This is a genomic window from Clostridium sp. JS66, from assembly GCF_033561535.1.
GTDB lineage: Bacteria > Bacillota > Clostridia > Clostridiales > Clostridiaceae > Clostridium_AM > Clostridium_AM carboxidivorans.
The window spans coordinates 1,113,218-1,134,594 of the sequence record NZ_CP131467.1 but is presented as its reverse complement, the minus strand read 5'-3'; the positions used below and the strand labels follow the sequence as shown (position 1 = coordinate 1,134,594).

The 21,377-nt window shown below is 31.3% G+C and carries 19 protein-coding genes; 2 read left to right on the top strand and 17 right to left on the bottom strand.

All coding sequences use genetic code 11. The annotated features are described in order from the left end of the window. Nucleotides 1–84: 84 nt before the first annotated feature. From Q6H37_RS05295 to Q6H37_RS05250, 10 genes are all read right to left on the bottom strand, one after another. Nucleotides 85–2,751 (bottom strand): penicillin-binding transpeptidase domain-containing protein, encoded by a 2,667-nt coding sequence (locus tag Q6H37_RS05295; RefSeq protein ID WP_318739747.1) that lies wholly within the window; start codon nt 2,749–2,751, stop codon nt 85–87. A gap of 160 nt (nt 2,752–2,911) precedes the next feature. Continuing rightward, entirely contained in the window at nt 2,912–5,572 is a 2,661-nt protein-coding gene (locus Q6H37_RS05290) for a penicillin-binding transpeptidase domain-containing protein (RefSeq protein ID WP_318739746.1), read from the bottom strand. Between the two features lie 15 nt (nt 5,573–5,587). Further along, the gene (mreD, locus tag Q6H37_RS05285) at nt 5,588–6,079 is read right to left on the bottom strand and encodes a rod shape-determining protein MreD (protein ID WP_318739744.1); all 492 of its coding nucleotides are present in this window, start codon (nt 6,077–6,079) and stop codon (nt 5,588–5,590) included. 11 nt (nt 6,080–6,090) lie between these two features. Next, nucleotides 6,091–6,948, bottom strand: a complete 858-nt coding sequence (gene mreC, locus Q6H37_RS05280; protein ID WP_318739742.1) for a rod shape-determining protein MreC — start codon at nt 6,946–6,948, stop codon at nt 6,091–6,093. 10 nt (nt 6,949–6,958) lie between these two features. Further along, on the bottom strand, nt 6,959–7,969 hold the full coding sequence (locus Q6H37_RS05275) for a rod shape-determining protein (RefSeq protein WP_007063280.1): 1,011 nt from the start codon (nt 7,967–7,969) through the stop codon (nt 6,959–6,961). Nucleotides 7,970–7,990: 21 nt separating this feature from the next. Continuing rightward, complete coding sequence (gene radC, locus Q6H37_RS05270; RefSeq protein WP_318739739.1) at nt 7,991–8,677, bottom strand: RadC family protein; 687 nt, start codon at nt 8,675–8,677, stop codon at nt 7,991–7,993. A gap of 14 nt (nt 8,678–8,691) precedes the next feature. After that, complete coding sequence (locus Q6H37_RS05265) at nt 8,692–9,267, bottom strand: Maf-like protein (RefSeq protein ID WP_318739736.1); 576 nt, start codon at nt 9,265–9,267, stop codon at nt 8,692–8,694. 12 nt (nt 9,268–9,279) lie between these two features. After that, the gene (locus Q6H37_RS05260; protein ID WP_318739734.1) at nt 9,280–9,540 is read right to left on the bottom strand and encodes a DUF4321 domain-containing protein; all 261 of its coding nucleotides are present in this window, start codon (nt 9,538–9,540) and stop codon (nt 9,280–9,282) included. A 196-nt stretch (nt 9,541–9,736) separates the two neighbouring features. Beyond that, nucleotides 9,737–10,465 carry a hypothetical protein gene (locus Q6H37_RS05255; RefSeq protein ID WP_318739733.1) on the bottom strand — a complete coding sequence of 243 codons (729 nt, stop codon included), beginning with the start codon at nt 10,463–10,465 and terminating at the stop codon, nt 9,737–9,739. An 80-nt stretch (nt 10,466–10,545) separates the two neighbouring features. After that, the gene (locus Q6H37_RS05250; RefSeq protein WP_318739730.1) at nt 10,546–11,043 is read right to left on the bottom strand and encodes a GNAT family N-acetyltransferase; all 498 of its coding nucleotides are present in this window, start codon (nt 11,041–11,043) and stop codon (nt 10,546–10,548) included. 150 nt (nt 11,044–11,193) lie between these two features. On the opposite strand from Q6H37_RS05250, the gene Q6H37_RS05245 reads away from it, so the two are divergent. Continuing rightward, on the top strand, nt 11,194–12,597 hold the full coding sequence (locus Q6H37_RS05245; RefSeq protein WP_318739728.1) for a leucyl aminopeptidase: 1,404 nt from the start codon (nt 11,194–11,196) through the stop codon (nt 12,595–12,597). A 302-nt stretch (nt 12,598–12,899) separates the two neighbouring features. Here Q6H37_RS05245 and Q6H37_RS05240 read toward each other — a convergent pair whose 3' ends face one another. Further along, nucleotides 12,900–13,337 carry an ACT domain-containing protein gene (locus tag Q6H37_RS05240; protein ID WP_007063273.1) on the bottom strand — a complete coding sequence of 146 codons (438 nt, stop codon included), beginning with the start codon at nt 13,335–13,337 and terminating at the stop codon, nt 12,900–12,902. 505 nt (nt 13,338–13,842) lie between these two features. Between Q6H37_RS05240 and Q6H37_RS05235 the strand changes: the two genes are divergently transcribed. Beyond that, nucleotides 13,843–15,264 carry a sigma-54 interaction domain-containing protein gene (locus Q6H37_RS05235; RefSeq protein ID WP_318739726.1) on the top strand — a complete coding sequence of 474 codons (1,422 nt, stop codon included), beginning with the start codon at nt 13,843–13,845 and terminating at the stop codon, nt 15,262–15,264. A 77-nt stretch (nt 15,265–15,341) separates the two neighbouring features. On the opposite strand, the gene Q6H37_RS05230 is transcribed toward Q6H37_RS05235, so the two are convergent. From Q6H37_RS05230 to nuoE, 6 genes are all read right to left on the bottom strand, one after another. After that, on the bottom strand, nt 15,342–15,929 hold the full coding sequence (locus tag Q6H37_RS05230) for a 4Fe-4S dicluster domain-containing protein (protein ID WP_318739724.1): 588 nt from the start codon (nt 15,927–15,929) through the stop codon (nt 15,342–15,344). 5 nt (nt 15,930–15,934) lie between these two features. Next, nucleotides 15,935–17,317: a [FeFe] hydrogenase, group A gene (locus Q6H37_RS05225; protein ID WP_318739722.1), complete on the bottom strand. Its 1,383-nt coding sequence runs from the start codon at nt 17,315–17,317 to the stop codon at nt 15,935–15,937. 35 nt (nt 17,318–17,352) lie between these two features. Then, nucleotides 17,353–17,907: a 4Fe-4S dicluster domain-containing protein gene (locus Q6H37_RS05220; protein ID WP_318739720.1), complete on the bottom strand. Its 555-nt coding sequence runs from the start codon at nt 17,905–17,907 to the stop codon at nt 17,353–17,355. A 131-nt stretch (nt 17,908–18,038) separates the two neighbouring features. Further along, nucleotides 18,039–18,797, bottom strand: coding sequence for a 2Fe-2S iron-sulfur cluster-binding protein (locus Q6H37_RS05215; RefSeq protein WP_318739718.1), 759 nt, complete (start codon nt 18,795–18,797; stop codon nt 18,039–18,041). Nucleotides 18,798–18,808: 11 nt separating this feature from the next. Further along, nucleotides 18,809–20,614, bottom strand: coding sequence for an NADH-ubiquinone oxidoreductase-F iron-sulfur binding region domain-containing protein (locus Q6H37_RS05210; RefSeq protein WP_318739716.1), 1,806 nt, complete (start codon nt 20,612–20,614; stop codon nt 18,809–18,811). Beyond that, the gene (nuoE, locus tag Q6H37_RS05205) at nt 20,614–21,096 is read right to left on the bottom strand and encodes an NADH-quinone oxidoreductase subunit NuoE (RefSeq protein ID WP_318739714.1); all 483 of its coding nucleotides are present in this window, start codon (nt 21,094–21,096) and stop codon (nt 20,614–20,616) included. Before nuoE ends, Q6H37_RS05210 begins: the two co-directional genes overlap by 1 nt. Between the last annotated feature and the right edge of the window lie 281 nt (nt 21,097–21,377).

Sequence of the window (21,377 nt, the reverse complement as noted above, 5' to 3'; positions counted from 1 at the left end):
ACATATACAAGTATTTTTCCTTGCATATGTCTTTTTATAACAATTAACACTATTAAATTTTCAATAGATATGTTTTTTTAACTACTAATTATCATTGTTATTACTATTAGTATTTTTACTATTACTGCTACCTACTTTGAAATATGCTTCATACATACTTCTTGCAACATAAGCTGCTCCACTACCATGACCACCATCATATATCATAACACATACAGCTATCTTAGGTGTATCTGAAGGTGCAAATCCAACATAAACTGCTGTATCTGTTCTTCCAAAGCTTTGTGCATCATTTGATATAGTTGCTGTACCTGTTTTTCCTGCTGTTGGTATAGTAAAACCTTTAAATGCCTCTGCTGCAGTACCCTTTTCATTAACTGCATTCATTCCAGCTTTAACTGCATCCAAAGTTTCCTGTTTAACCCCTGTCTTTTCTGCAACTTCAGGCTTAACCTGCTCAATTAGCTTTCCATCAGCATCTAAAAACTTATCTACTATATGTACACTATATCTTGTTCCACCATTAGCAATAGTTGCAATATAGTTTGCTAATTGAACTGGAGTAAATGCATCTATACCTTGTCCTATGGAAGCATCATACATACTAAATCCTGCTCTAATCTGGCTATTGGCATCAGAAACTGTTACATTATAAATAATATTTACTACAGCTTTTATTTCTTTGTCACTTATATTTTTATCCTTATACTGAGGATCTTCTTGTATTAAATTGTTAATTAAACTTGTATAAGTATCCTTATTAAAAGCTTTATCTCCATCTTTTATTGAGTTCTGTATCTGAGTCTTTATATCACTTTTTATTTTTTTAACCTTACTTGAATCTCCATCTCTATCATATATATCTATGGAAGTGCACTTATTTCCTTTATCATCTGATCCAGCTTTTAATATTTCCTCAGTTTTCCACAAATATGTTTGGGCATAACTATTTTTTAAAGACCAAAGGTTATATACTTGTCCAAAAGCTTCTGGTATTTCTAGTCCTGTAGATTTTTTAGAATTAGAAGTAGGATCAGCTCCTAATCCAAATTTCCATGCATATTTAGCTAAAATATTATCATCATATGCAGTTCTAAGCATTTTACCTACAGTCATAAAATATGGGTTGCTGGATTTTTCTATAGCCCTTGTTAAATCTACCCATCCATTTGCACCATCATCTCTAAAATATACTCTTCCAGCCTCTCCGCCACCTTTATCAAAGTACATTTCATCATCTACACCAAAATCTGGAGTTATTACTCTAGTTTCAAGACCTGCAATTGCTGTCATCATTTTAAAAGTAGATCCTGGCATAGCTCTTGATTGGGTAGCATAATTAAATAATGGCTTTGGTAATGTATCCTTAAGGTCCTTTCTTATGGTTTTACCTTTTACACTTGTATCCACAGGAAACAAGTTATTTAATGTGTCTTCTTCATTTTCTCCTGCGATACCCATTCTTTCAATGTATTTTTTTCCTTCATCAGCTATATTCGGATAATACTGTTTGTATAAATCTGAAGATAATCCACCTGGTGCTGCAAAAGCATTAGGATCAAAACCTGGTCTGCTGACTAGTGCTATTACAGCGCCAGTATTTACATCTATAGCTACAGCTGCTCCTCTGGTAGCATTAGCTGTATAAGAGCTACCCTGTGAAGGATTCTCTCTAAGTTCCTTCATTTTTTGATCTAATGCATCTTCTGTAGCTTTTTGTATATCTTTATCTATTGTAAGCTGTATAGTTTGTCCCGGATAAGGATCTCTTTTTCCAAGTTCTTCAATTTTTCTTCCTTGCTTATTAAGTTTTGCAATTTCCCCACCTTTAGATCCCTTAAGTCTATCCTCAAAAGCACCTTCAATTCCAGATTGACCTATATAATCTGTACTAACATCATATCCTTTTTCCGTATACTTATCATCACTTGAACCTATTTTAGATATATATCCTAAAACAGCAGATGCTAATTCTCCATTCGGATAGCTTCTCATAGGTTCCCTAGTTACATCTATACCAGGCAACTCATTTAACATTTGATAAAATTTAAATGCAGTTTCCTGCTTTATATTAGTTGCAACTACTGCTGGTTTATATACAGAAAAAGTATTCATTTTTAATGTATCTTTTATTATCATAAATCTTCTTTGCTCATCTACAGAATATTTTTTATCATCGATTTTATATAACTCTACAAGCTTCTTGAAGGTTTCTTCTGGTGTTATTTTTAGAAGTTCTTCTTCAACTTTTGCTTTTTCTGCACTTGTAAGATCACCTTTTTTATTTTTATATAGCTTATTTTTCATTTTATCTGCAAAGCCTCTATCTGTTTTAAACTTTATTTCAAGTGCTCTTTTAGTTTTGTCATCATCGCCCCTAAACTGAAAACTATATGGATTTATCTTAAGTTCAAAATCATCTTTTTGGGTTTCTCCACTTTTATCAAGAATATCAAATACCTTACCCATAGTGTCAAAAAAATGTTTATCACTTTCATCTGTTTGATTATAAACTAACGTATAAGTTTGAACACTTTTGGCTAATACAGAGCCATTTTTATCTAAAATATTTCCCCTTGGTGCAGCCTCTGGTATTTCCCTTATGGACTTGTTATTTGCTTTTTCACTGTAGAATTCACCTTGAAGAATTTGAAGAAAAAATAGCCTTCCAGCAATAGCAGTAAATATAATTACCATGATTACTATTAACGCAGTATAACGAGTAAACTTTCTTTCTTTCTTACCTTCCATAAAATCACCATTCCCCTAAAATTTCATTATATATAATTAATACCATAATATTCATAATACTTCAATATAAGGTATTAAAGTACTTTTAATACAAAAAATAAAAAAGATATATACAATCATTGTTTTGATTGTATATATCTTTTATTCATTTAATATCATTTTAATTTTGTGTAGATGTATCACTTTTTGAAGTATTACTGCTACCTACTTTGAAATATGATTCAAACATACTTCTTGCAACATAAGCTGCTCCACTACCATGACCACCATCATACAACATAACACATACAGCTATTTCAGGTTTATCTGAAGGTGCAAATCCAACATATACTGCTGTATCTGTTCTTCCAAAGCTTTCTTGATCATTAGCTATAGTAGCTGTACCTGTCTTTCCTGCTGTTGGTATAGTAAAACCTTGAAACGCTTGTGCTGCAGTACCTTTTTCATTAACTGCATTCATTCCAGCTTTAACTGCATCTAAAGTTTCCTGTTTAACTCCTGTTTTTTCGGCAACTTCAGGCTTAACCTGTTCAATTAGTTTTCCATTAGCATCTAAAAATTTATCTACAAGATGTACATTATATCTTGTTCCACCATTGGCAATAGTTGCAATATAATTTGCTAATTGGACTGGAGTAAATGCATCTATACCTTGTCCTATGGAAGCATCATACATACTAAATCCTGCCCTAATCTGGCTGTTAGCATCTGAAACTGCTACATAATAAATGGCATTTATTATGGACTTCATTTCCTTGTCACTTATATTCTTATCCTTATACTGAGGATCTTCTTGTACTAAATTATTAATTAAACTCTTATAAGTATCCTTGTTAAAAGCTTTATCTCCATCCTTTATGGAACTTTGTATCTGCTTCTTTATGTCACTTTTTATACTCTTAACCTTACTTGAATCTCCATCTCTATCGTATAAATCTATAGCTGTAAACTTATTCCCTTTGTCATCTGATCCAGCTTTTAAGGTTTCCATAGTTGTCCATAAATATGTTTGAGAATAAGTATTTTTCAAAGACCAGCTGTTAAATACTTGTCCAAATGCCTCAGGTATTTCTATTCCTGTAGATTTTGTAGAATTGGACGTAGGATCAGCTCCTAATCCAAATTTCCATGCATACTTAGCTAAAATATCATCATTATATTTATTTCTAAGACGTTTACCTACCTCCATAAAATATGGGTTACTAGATTTTTCTATAGCCTTTGCTAAATCTACCCATCCATTGGGACCATCTGTATCAAAATGTGCCCAATTATTTCCACCCTTATCAAATTTCGCTTCATCATCTACACCAAAATCTGGAGTTATTACACCACTTTCAAGACCTGCAATTGCTGTCATCATTTTGAAAGTAGATCCTGGCATAGATCTTGATTGAGTTGCATAATTAAATAACGGTTTTGGTAATATATCTTTAGCATCCTGCCTTACTGTTTTACCTTTTACACTTTTATCTACAGGAAACAATTTATTTAATGTATCTTCTTCACTGTCACCTGAAATACCCATGTTTTCAATATATCGTTTACCAGCTTCTGCTATATCAGGATAGTATGTGTTATATAAATCAGAAGATAGACCTCCTGGTGCTGCAAAAGCATTTGGATCAAAACCTGGTCTGCTGGCTAGTGCTACTATAGCACCAGTATTTACATCTATAGCTACAGCTGCTCCTCTTGTAGCATTAGCTGTATAAGAGCCTTGCTGTTCAGCAGGATTTGCTCTTAAATATTTCATCCTGTCATCTAATGCCTTTTCTGTAGCCGCCTGAACATCCTTATCTATAGTAAGTTGAATTGTTTGACCTGGATAAGGATCCCTTTTTCCAAGCTCCTCAAGTATTCTTCCTTGCTTGTTAAGTTTTACAATTTTTCCACCTTTAGACCCTTTAAGTCTATCTTCAAAAGCACTTTCAATTCCAGATTGACCTATATAATCTGTACTAGCATCATAACCCTTTTCTGTATATTTATCATCATTTGAGCCTATTTTAGATATATATCCTAAAACAGAAGATGCTACTTCCCCATTGGGATAAGTTCTCATAGGCTGCGTAGTTACATCTATACCAGGAAAATCATTTAGCATTTGGATGAATTTAAATGCAGTTTCCTTTTTTATGTTGGTTGCAACTACTGCTGGCTTATATCCTGAAAAACTATTCATTTTTAATGTATCTTTTATTATCATAAATCTTCTTTGCTCATCTACAGAGTATTTTTTATCATCAATTTTATATTGCTTTACAAGCTTCTTAAAGGTTTCTTCTGGTGTTATTTTAAGAAGTTCTTCATCAATTTTTGCTTTTTCCGCCTCTGTAAGCTTATCTTTTTTATTTTTATACAGCTTATTTTTTATTTCATCTGCAAATCCTCTATCTGTTTTAAACTTTATTTCAAGTGCTCTTTTAGTTTTGTCATCATCGCCTCTAAATTGAAAATTATATGGATTAACTTTAAGTTCAAAATCATCTTTTTGAGTTTCTCCGCTTTTATCAAGAATATCAAATACCTTACTCATAGTATCAAAAAAATATTTGTCACTTTCATCTGTTTGATTATAAACTAAAGCATAAATTACACTACTTGAAGCTAGTACAGAACCATTCTTATCTAAAATACTTCCTCTTGGTGCAGCCTCTGGTATTTCTCTTATGGACTTATTATTTGCTTTTTCGCTATATGATTGACCATCAAGTATTTGAAGAAAAAATAATTTTCCAGCAATAGCAGTAAATATAATTACCATGATTACTATTAAAGCAGTATAACGAGTAAACTTTCTTTCTTTCTTACCTTCCATTAAATCACCATTCCCCTAAAACTTCCATCTTCGCTGCATATATTGCTTTTCACACAATCTGTAAATTTTCTTATACATTACAATACTCATAATCATAGCATAAAGACTTATAAAAAATATACTGCTTATATCTGTATATATTTTATTTAAGTATAATATTGAAACTAAAATTAACCCTTTCAAAAGAGTTAGTAAAAAACATGATCCTATAGGAATCATACTCTTTTCCTTAAATATATTTTCACCTATGAATCCTGCTATTACACATATAATCATATTAGCAAATGTATTTACTCCAAAACCATTTATAAAATATGAATCCTGAAGTATACCACAAAAGACTCCAAGCCATAAACCTTCCCATTTCCCATTTACAATAGAATAACATATACAGAATACTAAAAGTAAGCTAGGATATATGGTTCTAATAGCTAAAAATGGCATAACTACATTATCTAACATGAAAAATAAAATTGATAAAAGAAATAGAACTAATATTTTTCTCATTTTATATCACCTTATTGTTTCACATCTATTTTGTTTTTAGGTACAACTATAAGAACTTTCTCAAGTTTATTAAAATCAACATAAGGTTTAATTACAGCATTTTTCATTACCTTACCCTTATCATCTTCTATTTCCGTTACAGAACCTATCCTGATACCCTTAGGATAATTTCCTATATCGTCAGTTGTAGCACCAGACGTTACAATTGCATCTCCAACTTTTATCTTAGAATCTTGAGGAAGGTAATATAATTTTGCAAGCAATCTATTATTAGTATCTTTATACCCTCTAACTATACCATTTTCATTAGTACTTCCCACAATACCACTTACCGCAATATTTTCATTGCCTAATGTTTGAATGATAGCCCAATTGCTTCCTACAGAAGTTACCTGACCTACTAAAAGTCCACCGTCTGCTATAGCTATACGCTGTTTTTCTATACCATCCTTACTTCCTTTGTTTATATAAAACTGATCCAACATTCCATTTCCACTTTTTCCTATTATGTCACAGCCTATATAATTATAATCTGAATTTTGCTCTTTAAAATTGAGCATATTTTTTAATTCTGTATTTTGACTTTTAATTGAATCATATTCTATAAGTTTGCTTTCCAATTCGTTATTTTTCTTTTTTAAATCTTCATTTTCTTTTTTAACACTAGAAAAACTAAAAATAAAACTTACTGATTGTTTTATTTTATTATTAAAGTTATATATACCACCTTGAACTGAATTAAAAGTAAAACCTATGCCATTACCCAAAAAAAACATTTTATCTCTCTTGATACTTTGTGAAATTAAAACTAAAAATGTAACTGACAGTACTACAATAGCTACCGCCAGTTTATTTCTAAAAATCTTCATAACTTATATACTATTTTCTACTAGCTATTATTTTATCAATAGTATCTAATGCTTTTCCAGCACCAAGTGCAACACAATCAAGAGGAGATTCTGCTATATGAACAGGCATATGAGTTTCTTTATTTATAAGTTGGTCTAATCCTTTAAGCATTGCACCGCCACCTGCAAGCATAATTCCTTTGTCCATAATATCAGAAGCAAGTTCTGGTGGTGTTTTTTCTAATGTAGTTTTAATAGAATCTATTATTTGAGCTACTGGTTCACTTAATGCATCTCTTACTTCGCTTTCAGTAATATTTACAACCTTAGGAAGTCCTGATATTAAATCTCTTCCTCTTATTTCCATTGTTTCCTCTTCTCCAATATCAAAAGCTGAACCTAAAGTTATTTTAACATTTTCAGCTGTTCTTTCTCCTATCATAAGACTATATTCCTTCTTAATATAGCTTATAATAGCCTGATCTAGTTCATCTCCAGCTACTCTTAAAGATTTACTTGTAACAATACCTCCAAGTGATATTACTGCAACCTCAGTAGTACCCCCTCCAATATCTACTATCATACTTCCAGTTGGTTCATTTACTGGAAGTCCTGCTCCTATAGCAGCAGCCATTGGTTCTTCCATAAGTAAAACTTCTCTAGCACCTGCCTGCTTTGTAGCTTCATCTATTGCTCTTTTTTCAACTTCAGTAACTCCTGAAGGAAAACATATAACTATTCTAGGGCTTGTAAACGCAGACTTAGGGCTTACTTTTTCTATGAATTTTCTAAGCATAGTCTGAGTAACATCAAAATCAGCTATTACTCCATCTTTTAATGGTCTTATAGCTACTATATTTCCTGGAGTTCTTCCTATCATCTGCTTTGCTTCTTCTCCAACAGCAAGAACTTTCTTAACATCACTATTTATTGCTACAACTGAAGGTTCACTAAGTACTACACCTTTTCCTTTAACATATATCAAAGTATTAGCTGTTCCTAAATCAATTCCCATATCTCTAGATATTCCAAAAAAACCCATATTAATTTCTCCTTTCAAACTTTACAATATTCCTTTTTCTTTTAAGCTAATATACCTTCCATTACCTATAATTAAGTGGTCTAGTAATTCTATACCCAAAAGTTTGCCACATTCCTTTAATCTATTTGTTACATTTATATCCTCATTGCTAGGTTGTGGGTCCCCTGAAGGATGATTATGACACACAATTATAAAAGCACTATTTTTTCTTATAGCATCACAAAACACTTCCCTTGGATGAACTATAGATGAATTCAAACTTCCAACGGAAACATCCTTAATAAACAATACAACATTCTTTGTATTCAACATAATAACCTTTAGGTGCTCCTGCTTAAAATTTTTCATCTCATCCATAACAAGTGCTGCTGCATCCCTAGGTTTAGACACCTTGTAGTCATTACCATCTCTGTAAGATTTAAATCTTTTAGAAATCTCCAATAAAGCCATAAGTTGTGCTGCTTTTGCTTCTCCAATACCGCTGAGACTCATAAAGTCTTCTGCCGTTGACTTTAAAAGACCATTTAAGCCTCCAGTTTCCTTTATAATTCTATTACTTAAGCTCAATACATTTTCTTTCTTAGTTCCAGAGCTTAATATTATAGCTAAAAGTTCAGCATTTGATAAGCTTTGTGTACCATACCTTAATAATCTTTCTCTAGGCCTTTCATTTTCAGGTAAATCCATAATTCTCAATGTTTGTTCCATTAATTATACTCCTTCTATAGATTTACCCCCATCCCTCTTAACATTTTTGACAACTTATTCAAAGGAAGTCCTACAACATTATAATAGCAACCGTGAATTTCTTCAACAAAAATTCCTCCATACCCTTGAATGCCATAAGAACCAGCTTTGTCTTTATGTTCTCCTGTTTCTATGTATTTTTTTATTTGTTCATCTGACATTGGTGAAAATTTCACTTTTGTACAGACAAAATCTCTCTTTATGTTTCCTGACGTACTATCTAATACAGCTAATCCTGAATACACTTCATGCACATTACCACTTAACATTTTAAGGGTATTAAAAGCATCTTCATCATCCTTAGGTTTTCCAAGTATTTTTCCATTAAAAGACACAATGGTATCACAACCTATAATTATAGCTTGATTTTTCACCCTGCTTTTAACTTCCAATGCCTTTCCTTCAGCTATATCCATTACATAAAGACCACAATCATCCTTAAATTTAATAGTATTTTCGTCAAAATCACTTATTATCACATTAAAATCATTTGTTAATCTTTTTATCAGTTCCTGTCTTCTAGCGGAAGCTGATGCTAAAATAATCTCCATCGTATCCCTTCTTTAATGTCTTTTATATAATATTATAGCCATAATAATACCAATTATAGTCATAACATTAATATTAAAGTTTAGTCCTAAAGTTACAATCATGACTTTAAGATTTAATGAAATTGGTGTAGACGTTCCTATAGCATAAGAATTTTTCAAAAAACTTAAAAAGCTTAAATTATTTCCTAGTATGTCACCTATAAGGCTTCCGCATACTGCTCCTAGAAATATTATAAACCACAAAAAACCTATACCTTTTTCAGCCCCTCTCAAAATAAATCCCCTGCCTTAATTATATATCTAATATAGTTTATCATTTAATAAAAACATAAACAAGTCTATATAGTATTGTTTAAAAAAAATTTTAATATAACAGATTAAAATATAATTAATTTTATAATTTTATCTAAAAAAAAAGATTTAAATAATGAAATCCATTATTCAAATCCTTTATAATTTATAATTTGAACTATTTATTAATACCTACTTTTTTTAAAATTTGATATAAATAAATATAATTTTCTGCTGCTTTATCTTTAGAAATTTCTTTTGGCATTTTATTTACGTCATTTTTAAGTTGTTTTAATACAGCTATATTTTTACCTTGATTATTTTCATTATTAAGGGATGAACACCACTTTTTAAGTTCTGATGTCTGTATAGCTTTAACATCTTTTTCTGAAAGTTTATTTAGTATTTGTATATTAGCACTTATAATTTCAGCTATTTCCGCATCACACATATTATCTTTATTTATTGTAAATAACATTTTAGAATTATCCACTTTTGCATCATTAAGAGATTTTATAATTTTCTCACCTTGGTCCTCAACGTATATACCAAGCAGCACCCTAGTTTTATTGTCTTCAGTCACAGTAAATGGAATTCCATAAGCATTCAATAAATTTTTTTCTGCTTCTGCATTTTCTTTATTTTCATATATTCCTCCTTGTATGACTATAAACTTAGCTGCCTGAATGCTATTTGGGTTTGTTACATTCTGCATATTGCCTTTACTAACAGAGTTTTTTCCAGTGCTTGTCTCACTTTTCAAGCTCTTTCCACCGTTATAGTTTCCTGAAAAAAGTTTAAAGATTATAGTTCCAAATAAGAAAGCTAAAACAAGTACCAATAATACAAGCAGAATAAAAGTCTTGCCATTATTTTTGTTTTTTAAATCATATCGTGTGTATTTCATTTTCTCACCCCTAAATTAAATGTTTCTATAATATTAATATTTAGGCATGAGAAAATTTATTCCTATTATAAATCATGTTTCTATCTTTTCATGATTATCATATCCTTATATTCACCATGAATATTATAAAAGTTTTTTACTAATCTTATGCTCACAAACCCCAACCCCTTCCAGAAATCTATACTTTTCTTATCTTCCTTCATCATTCTAATAAAAAATGTATTGATACCATATTCATCGGAAAAATACTTCATAATTTTTTTTGCAGTTAAGCTATTAAGTTCTGTATTTTTATAATTATCATTAATATAGAAATACCATATCCATGCTTCACTTGGATTTTTAAATTCTAATCTTCCTTTTAAAATACCTATTAATTTTAAGTTTTGATTTATTTTTAAAAAGAATTCACATTCACTAATATAGCTCTCCAAAAATCTTTCTCTCAAATCATTTAAATCAGTTTCTTCCTTAAAAAAGCTTTTTTGACATTCCATCCACTTTTGAACCTGCGGCAAATCTTCTTCATTTATATTGGACATTTCTATATCATCAAATTGTATATGAACATCTAGCATAAACTCACCTCTTTTATCCCTTTAAAACTCTGTTTACTTTAGAAATTCTACATTGAGTTTTAAATTCCTTTTATTATAAAAAAAGCTGTAAACTTTTACTTTAAAATATGGTATCATAATTATAGATTTTTCTGGGGGGGGAATGTTTTTATGATAAGCATATCAGACAATGAAACTTATTCTAACTTACTAATTTTTAAATTTAAAAATTTTGAAATGGAGTATCCTGAAAACATCAAATCAATATTACGATTTAGTGAAAATACTGGAGAAAATAAAGATCTGGAGTGCATTAATACTTTAGGAAAATGCAGATATAAAAATATTTTTGTACTTGGAATAGGCACTACAGAAGAATTCAATTCAGTAAAACTTTTCAAAACTTTAGGTGATGCCATATTAAAACTAAAAAATTCATTATCAGAACTAGATATATTACCTACCTTTCCAAATAATTTTAACTATACTATAGGTGAAAGTCTTCAAATCGCTTTATATAAATACAATGGAATAAAAAAAGTAGAAAAGAAAATAAAGCTTCAAAAGATAAACATAATTTCAAAATATAAAGATTCTATAAACAAAGGTTTAATCATAGGACGCAGCATCAATTATTCACGTCAGCTAGTTAACATGCCAAGTAATTATGTAACTCCAAAATATATTGCCAAGCAAGCTGAAAATATTGCTAGAAATGAAAATTTAGATATCCAAATACTAGACAAATATATGCTAAAACAATTAGGTATGAATTGTATATGCAGCGTTGGAAAAGGAAGCATCCATAATCCACATCTTATAATTATGCAATATTTTGGTAATCCTAGAGATAAAAAAATTTTATCATTGATCGGTAAAGGAGTTACTTTTGATACTGGTGGTATTTCACTAAAGCCTTCAAAAGGTATGGAAGATATGATATCAGATATGGCAGGTGCTGCATCTGTTTTATGCGTAATGAAATGCATATCTAAGCTGAAACCAAAAAAGAACATAATTGCCTTAATTCCAGTAGTAGAAAATATGCCTTCAGGAAGTGCATATAAGCCTGGTGATGTAATAATTACATATAGTGGCAAAACTGTTGAAGTAGTAAATACAGATGCTGAAGGAAGGCTTATCTTATGTGATGCAATATCCTATGCAAAGGAACTTGGATCTACAACCATAATAGATATAGCTACACTTACAGGCTCTTGTGCTAATTTTCTTGGAAACATTAATATAGGTCTTTTAAGTAATTCTAACGAACTTGCACATGATATTATAAACTGCGGAAAAAATGTTGGAGAAAATTTTTGGAGACTCCCTAACAATATTGAATATATGAATGAATTGAAATCAGATGCAGCAGATATTAAAAATACTTCAACAAAATGTGGTGCTATATTAGGCGGTATGTTTTTACAAAGCTTCTGCGAAGATATAAATTTTGCTCACATTGACATAGCTGGCTGTGCTTATAGTTCCAAATCTTCATCCCCTTATGACAAAGGTGCTAATGCCTTGCCAACAAGAACACTTATAGAATATATTATGAAGAATGATAGATAGGTTAAAATTAGCTTCATTCTATAATCATAATGCAGCACAACTTTTTCAAGAGGACAATTGACATAGGACAGATGACAATGAAGGTGAGTTTTCTTCCTTACGTCAGAAAACTAATTTATTTTTAAAGCTTGTTTTACTAACGCAAAAACACGCTTTGACTTTATATAAATCAGCAATGTTTCACTTTAGTGAAACAAGTAATTGAAAATTTAGTGAAAGATTTTTCGTAGTGTAACGGAGAAAAATCATCCTTCACTGTCCTCTGTCAATTGTCCTCTGTCCTCTTAAAAATATTGTCTGCTTTATTCTACTGCTACTAAATCTACTCTTATAACACCCTTAATTGTTTTAAGTTCTTCAATCAAATCATTAATTTCGGTTTCTACTTTTGATGCATCAAAAGTTATGGTAACGCTTGCTGCATTATTTATAGGAATATCTTGATTAATAGTAAGTATATTTCCTTTTCTTAAAGCTATCCCATCTAGTATTTTTGATAAAGTACCTGCTTCATGAGCAAGAACTAAACCTATGGTAACTTTATGACCAGTTATTCCTTCTGATAACGTAAATACACAATCTTTATATTTATAGTAAGTACTTCTACTTATACCAACCTGCTTTACTCCTTCAGAAATGTCCTTTACTTTGCCAGTTCTTAACAATTCTTTAAGCTTAACAACTTTTATAAATACCTCTGGAAGAATTTTTGTGTCAATTATCAAATGCTTATTATTCATAAAACCCCTCATTTCTGTTTGCTTTTAGCACACACTTGTACGCCTATAGCACAATACATTGTCATAATATTATCATAAAGAGTAAATAATTTCAACCTACAGAATATATTATTAACAAAAAACATAAATACTTTCCATATCAAAATGATAAAAAATATATATTTTATCATTTTGATATATTATACCTGCTTAAAAAGTACTTTAGTGCAGGATATTCCTGCACTAAAGTACTTTTTTCTCTATTAATAGGGTTATTTAGGTTTAGGGCTATTAAAAATTTTTTTCAAAACTGTATTCGTATATTATATTACCATCTTTTATACTATTTATGCAAGTCTAATATTTCCGGTACATATTTAAATGCTATATTAATATGGCTATAGTTTCAAAATGATAAAAAAACTATTTTTTATCATTTTGAAATAAGTTTTATTTTATTTTCTCAAAATGTATGATATACTAAATATTGTAATATTGGTTTTTATTTTTATATAGGGGGTAAAATATGGAGAACTTTGATTACTGGGATAATTCAAATGATATGTGTAGAATTGATATGGACAGTATATTAGAATATGACATATCTTCTTTTATACTACAAGCAATTTTTGATTCTGCAAACGAAGGATTAATTGTTACTGACGAAAATCTCTTAATAAAAAAAGTAAATATTACAACAGTTAAAATATTAGGTATAAAAGAAGAACTATTATACGAAACTTTCTTAAGTGATATATTAAAAGAAGATGTTATAAACAATTCCATACTCACAGGAGAAAGTTACTTTAATGAAGATTGCAGCTTCAACATTAATGGAAATAGAATAAGATCTATTATAAATATAATACCTGTAAGATTAAGAGGTAAAAATATAGGATTGGTATTGTCCTTAAGAGATACTAAAAATTTACATAAATTAGTTAATAATTTTGCAGGTTATAAAGCTTCCTTCACCTTTGATGATATTATTACAAGAAACCAGAAGGTAAGGCTTTTAATAGAATCTGCCAAAAAAGCTGCTAAAACCGATTGTAATGTTTTATTAGAAGGAGAAAGTGGTACTGGTAAAGAAGTATATGCCCAGTCTATTCACAATTATAGTTCAAGGCGCAATGCTCCTTTTATAGCAGTAAATTGTGCTGCTATACCAAGGGAACTTGTAGAAAGCGAACTTTTTGGCTATGAAAAGGGTGCTTTTACTGGAGCAAACAAAAGTGGTTCACCTGGTAAATTTGAATTAGCTGATGGTGGTACTATTTTTTTAGACGAAATTGGAGAATTGCCTTTTGATGTACAATCAAAGCTTTTAAGAGTACTTGATAATCTTAAAATAGTAAGAGTTGGTGGCACTTATGAAAAAAGTATAGATGTGCGAGTTATTGCGGCTACTAATAGAATCTTAACTGAAGAAATTGAAAACAAAAATTTTAGAGGTGATCTTTATTATAGATTAAATGTAATGAATTTACACTTGCTTCCTCTAAGGGATAGAAAAGAAGATATAGAACTTTTAGCTCAATATTACTTAACTAAGCTAAATATGAAAAATCCTTGTGAACCAAAATATCTAGATCCTTCTTATGTTGAAAAATTAAAAAACCATAATTTTTCGGGAAATGTACGTGAACTTAGGAATATTCTAGAGAGATCTTATTATCTTTGCGAGGATTCACTAATGACTTCAAAGCTTCTTGCAAAAATAAAAAGTGTAGTAACCCATACACACATAATATCTGAAGATGATGAAACTGTGCATGTTGCTCCTAGAGAAATTCTTCCTTTAGAAAAAGTAGAAGAAAGATGCATAATAGATGCTCTTAAATTTTGTGATGGAAATGCTATAAAAGCTGCTGAACTTTTACAAATAGGCAAGGCTACTATTTACAGAAAAATAAACAAGTATGATATAAATATCAAAGTACTTTAAAAAAACCTGCTGCTTTTTAATTTATGAAAGCAGCAGGTTTAATTATCAATTTATAGTAATTAATCTACCTAATATAACTATCCAATTTGATTCATGTTATCTAATATTTCATTTGCATTATTTTTACGTTTTTCTTTAATCATTCTTTCCATTTCTTCATGGTCTACTATTCTTAAAGCTTTTGTTGGACACACCTCTGCACAAGCTGGTCCACCTTCTCTTCCTGAACAAACATCGCACTTACGTGCAACAATTCTTTCTTTTCCCTCTTGGCTAGAATTTTCATCATTAACCTTAATTTTTGCCTGAAAAACTCTTTTGCCATCCTTAAATTCTGGAATCATATCTATTGCTCCAATAGGACAAGCAACTGTACAAGTTTTACATCCTATACACTTTTCCTCTTCTACCTGTACATATCCATTTTTAGTACTGATAGCATCAACAGGACAAGCTTTAGCGCAAAGAGCGTCCTCACATTGTCTGCATTGAATTGGAGCACTTACTTTTGCATTTTTTACTACGCTTAAACGAGGAAAAAATTCAATTTCTGATACTTCTGAAGTAAATATATCTTTTTTTGAGTGAGCTACAACGCAAGCTATTTCACAAGTTCTACATCCTATACATTTAACTGGGTCCGCTACTACAAAGCAATTAGGCATATTTTTTACTCCTTTCTGGATTTGTATTGAGTATGCAGCAATTCATGTGACTTGTGTCCTAAAGGTTTTTCCAAGAATTCACTGTAAATTTTCTTAATACTTGGATTTTCATGTGATTTTCTTAATTTTAAATTAGAATCATGATCATATAGGCCTTGTTTTCTATTAGTGTAAGCTTCTTCTTTATACTCATCTAAAAGTAATTTTGGTTGACCGCCGCCACTAACACATCCTATTGGACATGTCATGAATTCTATAAAGTGAAGATCACATTCACCTTTCTTTATGGATTCAAGCACTGGTGCTGCATTCTTTAATCCTGAGACTATACCAACTTTTAATTTTAAATCTCCAACCTGAACTTCAGCAGTTCTAAAGCCTTCTCCACCTCTAACAGCACTAAGATCTACACTTGGAATTTGCTTTTTAGTTATAAGTTCATATCCTGTTCTAAGAGCAGCTTCCATAACTCCTCCTGTAGCACCAAATATAGTTCCTGCACCTGTATACATTCCTAGAGGATCATCAAACTCTTCTTCTTCTAACTCTTTAAAGTCTATTCCACTATCCTTTATTAAATAAGCTAATTCTCTTGTAGTAATAACTAAGTCTACATCTCTATATCCGCTGTCTTTCATTTCTTCTCTGCCTGATTCAAAATCCTTACATGTACATGGCATAACAGATACACTTAACATTTTAGCAGGATTTACATTATTAATTTTAGCGCCATAAGTTTTAAAAACAGCACCTGCCATTTGTTGTGGAGATTTACAAGTTGAAAGATGGTCTAAAAGTTCTGGGTAAGTTTGCTCTAAATATTTTACCCATGCTGGACAGCAGGATGTAAACATTGGAAGAGTTCCACCTTTAGTTACTCTTTCTATAAGTTCACTTCCCTCTTCCATTATCGTAAGATCTGCTGAAAAGTTAGTATCATAAACTCTATCAAAACCAAGTTTTCTAAGAGCTGCTGCCATTTTTTTAGGACTTAAAGTTCCAAGAGGCAATCCAAAATCTTCACTTATTCCTACTCTTACAGCTGGAGCACATTGTACTACCTTAAATAAGTCTTTATTTTCAAGTAAGTCCTTAATCTTTTTTACTTGACAAGCTTTGTAAGCTGCAAATATAGGTTCTTCAACATCATCTAGCATACCTCTGTCATAGTATTTCTTACTAAGTGGTGTTGCAGGCTCATCATATACAGAATAATATCCCTTGCAGACCTGAACGCATTGTCCGCACATAACGCATTTATCTGTGTCTATATGTTGTGGCACCCCATCTTTACCTTCTATAGCATCTACAGGACAAACTTCACTACAGCGTCTGCAGCCTGTACATAATTCTTCATCTATACGTATTATGGCAGTATCATTTGACATTATAACATCCCTTCCTTTAATGGATTTTTTATTAATTATATATCACTATTAAAGTCTAATAATCCTAAAGCTGCTTTTATATTACGATCTTTCTTTTCATCCCTAGGAACAGCAAGTTTTAAAGCTTCTTTTGGACAAGCCTTAACACACGCTGGTGTACCACCATTTTCTTTACACAAATCACATTTATGAGCTACTAATTTTACCTTTTCTTTAAAAGCAGCACCTGATTGCTTTTTATCATATCTTGGTAAAAGATCTACAGCTCCTACTGGACAAACAAGCATACAAGTTTTACAACCTATGCAAGCACTTTCATTTACTCTTATACTTCCGTCATCCTGCTCTATAGCATTTACTGGACATGCATTAGCACAAGGTGCATCCTCACAATGCCTACACTGAATTGGCATAACAACTTTTTCTTCTTTTACAAGATAAAGCCTTGGGACAATTGGAGTATCCATAGTTCCTACTGTAAAACCTGCATCCTTATCTCTATGACTTGCCGCACAAGCTACCTCACAAGATCTACACCCAATACATTTACTTGGATCTGCTATTACAAAAGAGTTAAGATCTGCTTTCATTTAATTTACCACCTTTCTCATACACAAAAGTATATTATCGAAAACTTTTCAATAATTTTCGAATAAAAAATATCTCCCATAAAAAAGTGTCTTATTTATGAAGACACTTTTGCAATTTTAATACTAGAACATCAAACTTTTTCATATATTTCTTTTACTTCATCAGCACCAGCTTTTCTTTTGCATTTATCACAGAGAACTTTACCCATATCCAATTCTTTTCCTATCTTTTCATACGCAAACTTAATATGCTCCTCTGTAGCAAAAGTTTCTCCACATTCAGAACATTTTACTAGCTTAAATTTCTTTCCCCATATCTCTCTTTCACCATCTTTATCCACTATCTTTATGGCATTAGTTGGACATACATTAGCACAAGATCCGCATCCTATACATGCTGGTGAAGGTTCATGGTAAGGTGTATCTACTTCCTTATAAATTCCCCTATTAACTGTTGATATAGCTCCTGTTCCTAATTCTTTACATGCTTTTGCGCAAAGTCCACAAAGTACACAATTTTCTGTATTATCTAATTTAAATCTCTCTACTCTTTTTCTCTCTACGCCAAAAGCTTCAGCCATTTTTGCTACTTCTTCGTTTTCCGGACATCTAACTTGAAGCATAGTCATTATATTTTTTCTTATTCTCTTTATTTTATCTGAATTAGTTACAACTTCAACTTCCTTAGTAACTGGGAAAAGGCATGAAGTTACAACTTTTGCTCTTCCTCTATCTATAACTTCTACTACACATAATCTACAGCTTCCAAGACCTGCTAAAGCATCACTGTGGCATAGTGTAGGTATATATATATCATTTCTTTTTGCTATTTGAAGAATAAATTCTCCTTTTTCAGCCTCACATGATTTTCCATCAATTATAATTTTCATTACGTCACCCCCTATTTAACCTTAACTGCATCAAATCTACACATATTCATACAGTTTCCGCATCTTACGCACTTATCATCATCAATTACATGAGGTTTTTTAACGTCTCCTGTAATAGCATCCACTGCACAGTTCTTTTTACATATATCGCAACCTTTACATTTATCTTCATCTATAATAAATGTTGTAAGTTTCTTACATACACCTGCTCTACATCTCTTATTTCTTATGTGTTCTTCAAATTCATCTCTGAAATATCTTATTGAGGCAAGTACTGGATTTGCTGCACTCTTTCCAAGACTGCATAATGCTGCTTCCTTTGACATTGAAGCAATTTCAAGAAGTTCTTCCAAGTCTCCTTCTCTACCTTCACCGTTACATATGTCTGTCATTATTTCCAGCATTCTCTTTACGCCTTCTCTGCAAGGTACACATTTTCCACAGGATTCTTCAGCTAAAAAGCCTAGATAGTATCTTGTAACATCAACGATACAAGTCCTATCATCCATAACAATCATACCACCGGAACCCATCATTGAATCTGCCTTAGTTAAAGTATCATAATCAACTGGCAAATCTAAATATTCTTCAGGCAAACATCCTCCAGAAGGTCCGCCTATTTGAACAGCCTTAAACTTTCTATCGTTTAATACTCCCCCACCTATATTAAATATAATTTCTCTTAAAGTAGTACCCATAGGAACTTCTACAAGACCAGTATTCTTAACCTTACCAACTAGTGAGAACACCTTTGTACCTTTACTCTTTTCCATGGTTCCTATTGAATGATACCACTGTCCACCTTTGTCAAGTATTATAGGAATATTAGCCCAAGTTTCAACGTTATTCAATACTGTAGGTTGTCCCCATAAGCCCTTTTCTGTAGTGTGTATATATTTAGCTCTAGGCTCTCCTACCATACCTTCGATTGAAGACATAAGCGCTGTAGACTCACCACAGACAAAAGCTCCTCCACCTCTTACTATTTGAATATCAAAAGAAAAATTAGTTCCTAATATATTTTTGCCTAAAAATCCTCTTTCTCTAGCTACGTCTATTGCCTTCTGCATATTTTCAACAGCTAGTCCATACTCATCTCTTATATATGCAAATCCTAAAGTACCTCCAACTGCATAAGCACAAATTGTCATACCTTCAATAACACTGTGAGGGTCACCTTCCATTATACTTCTATCCATAAATGCGCCTGGATCACCTTCATCACCATTGCACACTACATATTTAGGTGTTGTATCAATTTCTGCAGCTGTCTGCCATTTACGGGATGTAGGGAATCCAGCGCCACCTCTTCCTCTGAGTCCTGAATCGCCTACTTCTTTAAGTACGTCCTCTGGCTTCATTTCTGAAAGCACTTTCTTTAACGCTTTGTATCCGCCTCTTTCTGTATAATCCTCTATAACTGTTGGATCAATTTCACCTACATTTCTAAGTGCAATTTTATTCTGTCTTTTGCAAAATTCGCTTTGTTTATGGTTTCTTAATCTTTGTTTAGTAGAAGTTTCAAAATATAATAATTTTTCAATAATTTCTCCATTCATTAATGTCTTTTTAACAACATCTTCTACATCTTCAACTTTTACTTTAAAATATGCTATATCATCTGGATAAATTTTTATTACTGGTCCTTTTTCACAAAGTCCATCGCAACCAGTTGCTTTTAACTTAACTTCTGTTTTTACTTCAGCATTTGCTCCTAGCTCTGCAACTTTTTTCTTAAGCTCTTCAAATACTTCCATACTGTGCTTTGCTAAACATCCTGCTCCGCAGCATACATTAACTGTTTTCTTATTACTCATTATTTTTCACCCCTATACTCATCAAGAATTTCTTTTATCATTTTAGGTGTCAAATTTCCATAATATTTATCGTTAATCATCATTACAGGAGCTATAGCACAACATCCTATACAGTTAACTGTATTAATTGAAAACTTAAGATCTTCTGTTGTTCCCCCAGGTCTAATACCTAATATTTTTTCAAGTTCATCTAACACCACCATTGACCCAGATACGTGACAAGCAGTTCCATCACATACTGTTATAATGTTCTCCCCCTTTGGTGTTAAACTTAGAGCCTTGTAAAAAGTAGCCATACCATATAGTCTACTAACTGGAGTTTCTAAGTACTCAGCCAAAGCTTCTAAAGACTCTCTAGGGATATACCTATACTTTCTTTGTATATCTTGCAAAATAGCTAAAGTATATCTCTGTTCTTTAGGATATTTTTGTATTACGTCTTTACCATTCATGTCTAAATTTTCTTTTTGTGCCACATCCATTAAAATTCACCCTCTTACCTAAAGATTTATATAAATGGAATAACAAATTATTCCATTTACCCCGATTTAACAAATTTAACTTTTATAATTTATATTTAAAACCTTTAAAACTTGAACACAATTATCTAACAAATTCATAAGGCAATATATTCGTATTTGAATACCTTTACATAATAAAATTATATAATATATTAGTTCTTGAAAGACCTACCTTTAAATAATTTTTAACTATCAAGCAAAATCTTTGATTTTGGTATAGTAAATTTCTCCTGTTCTAATAC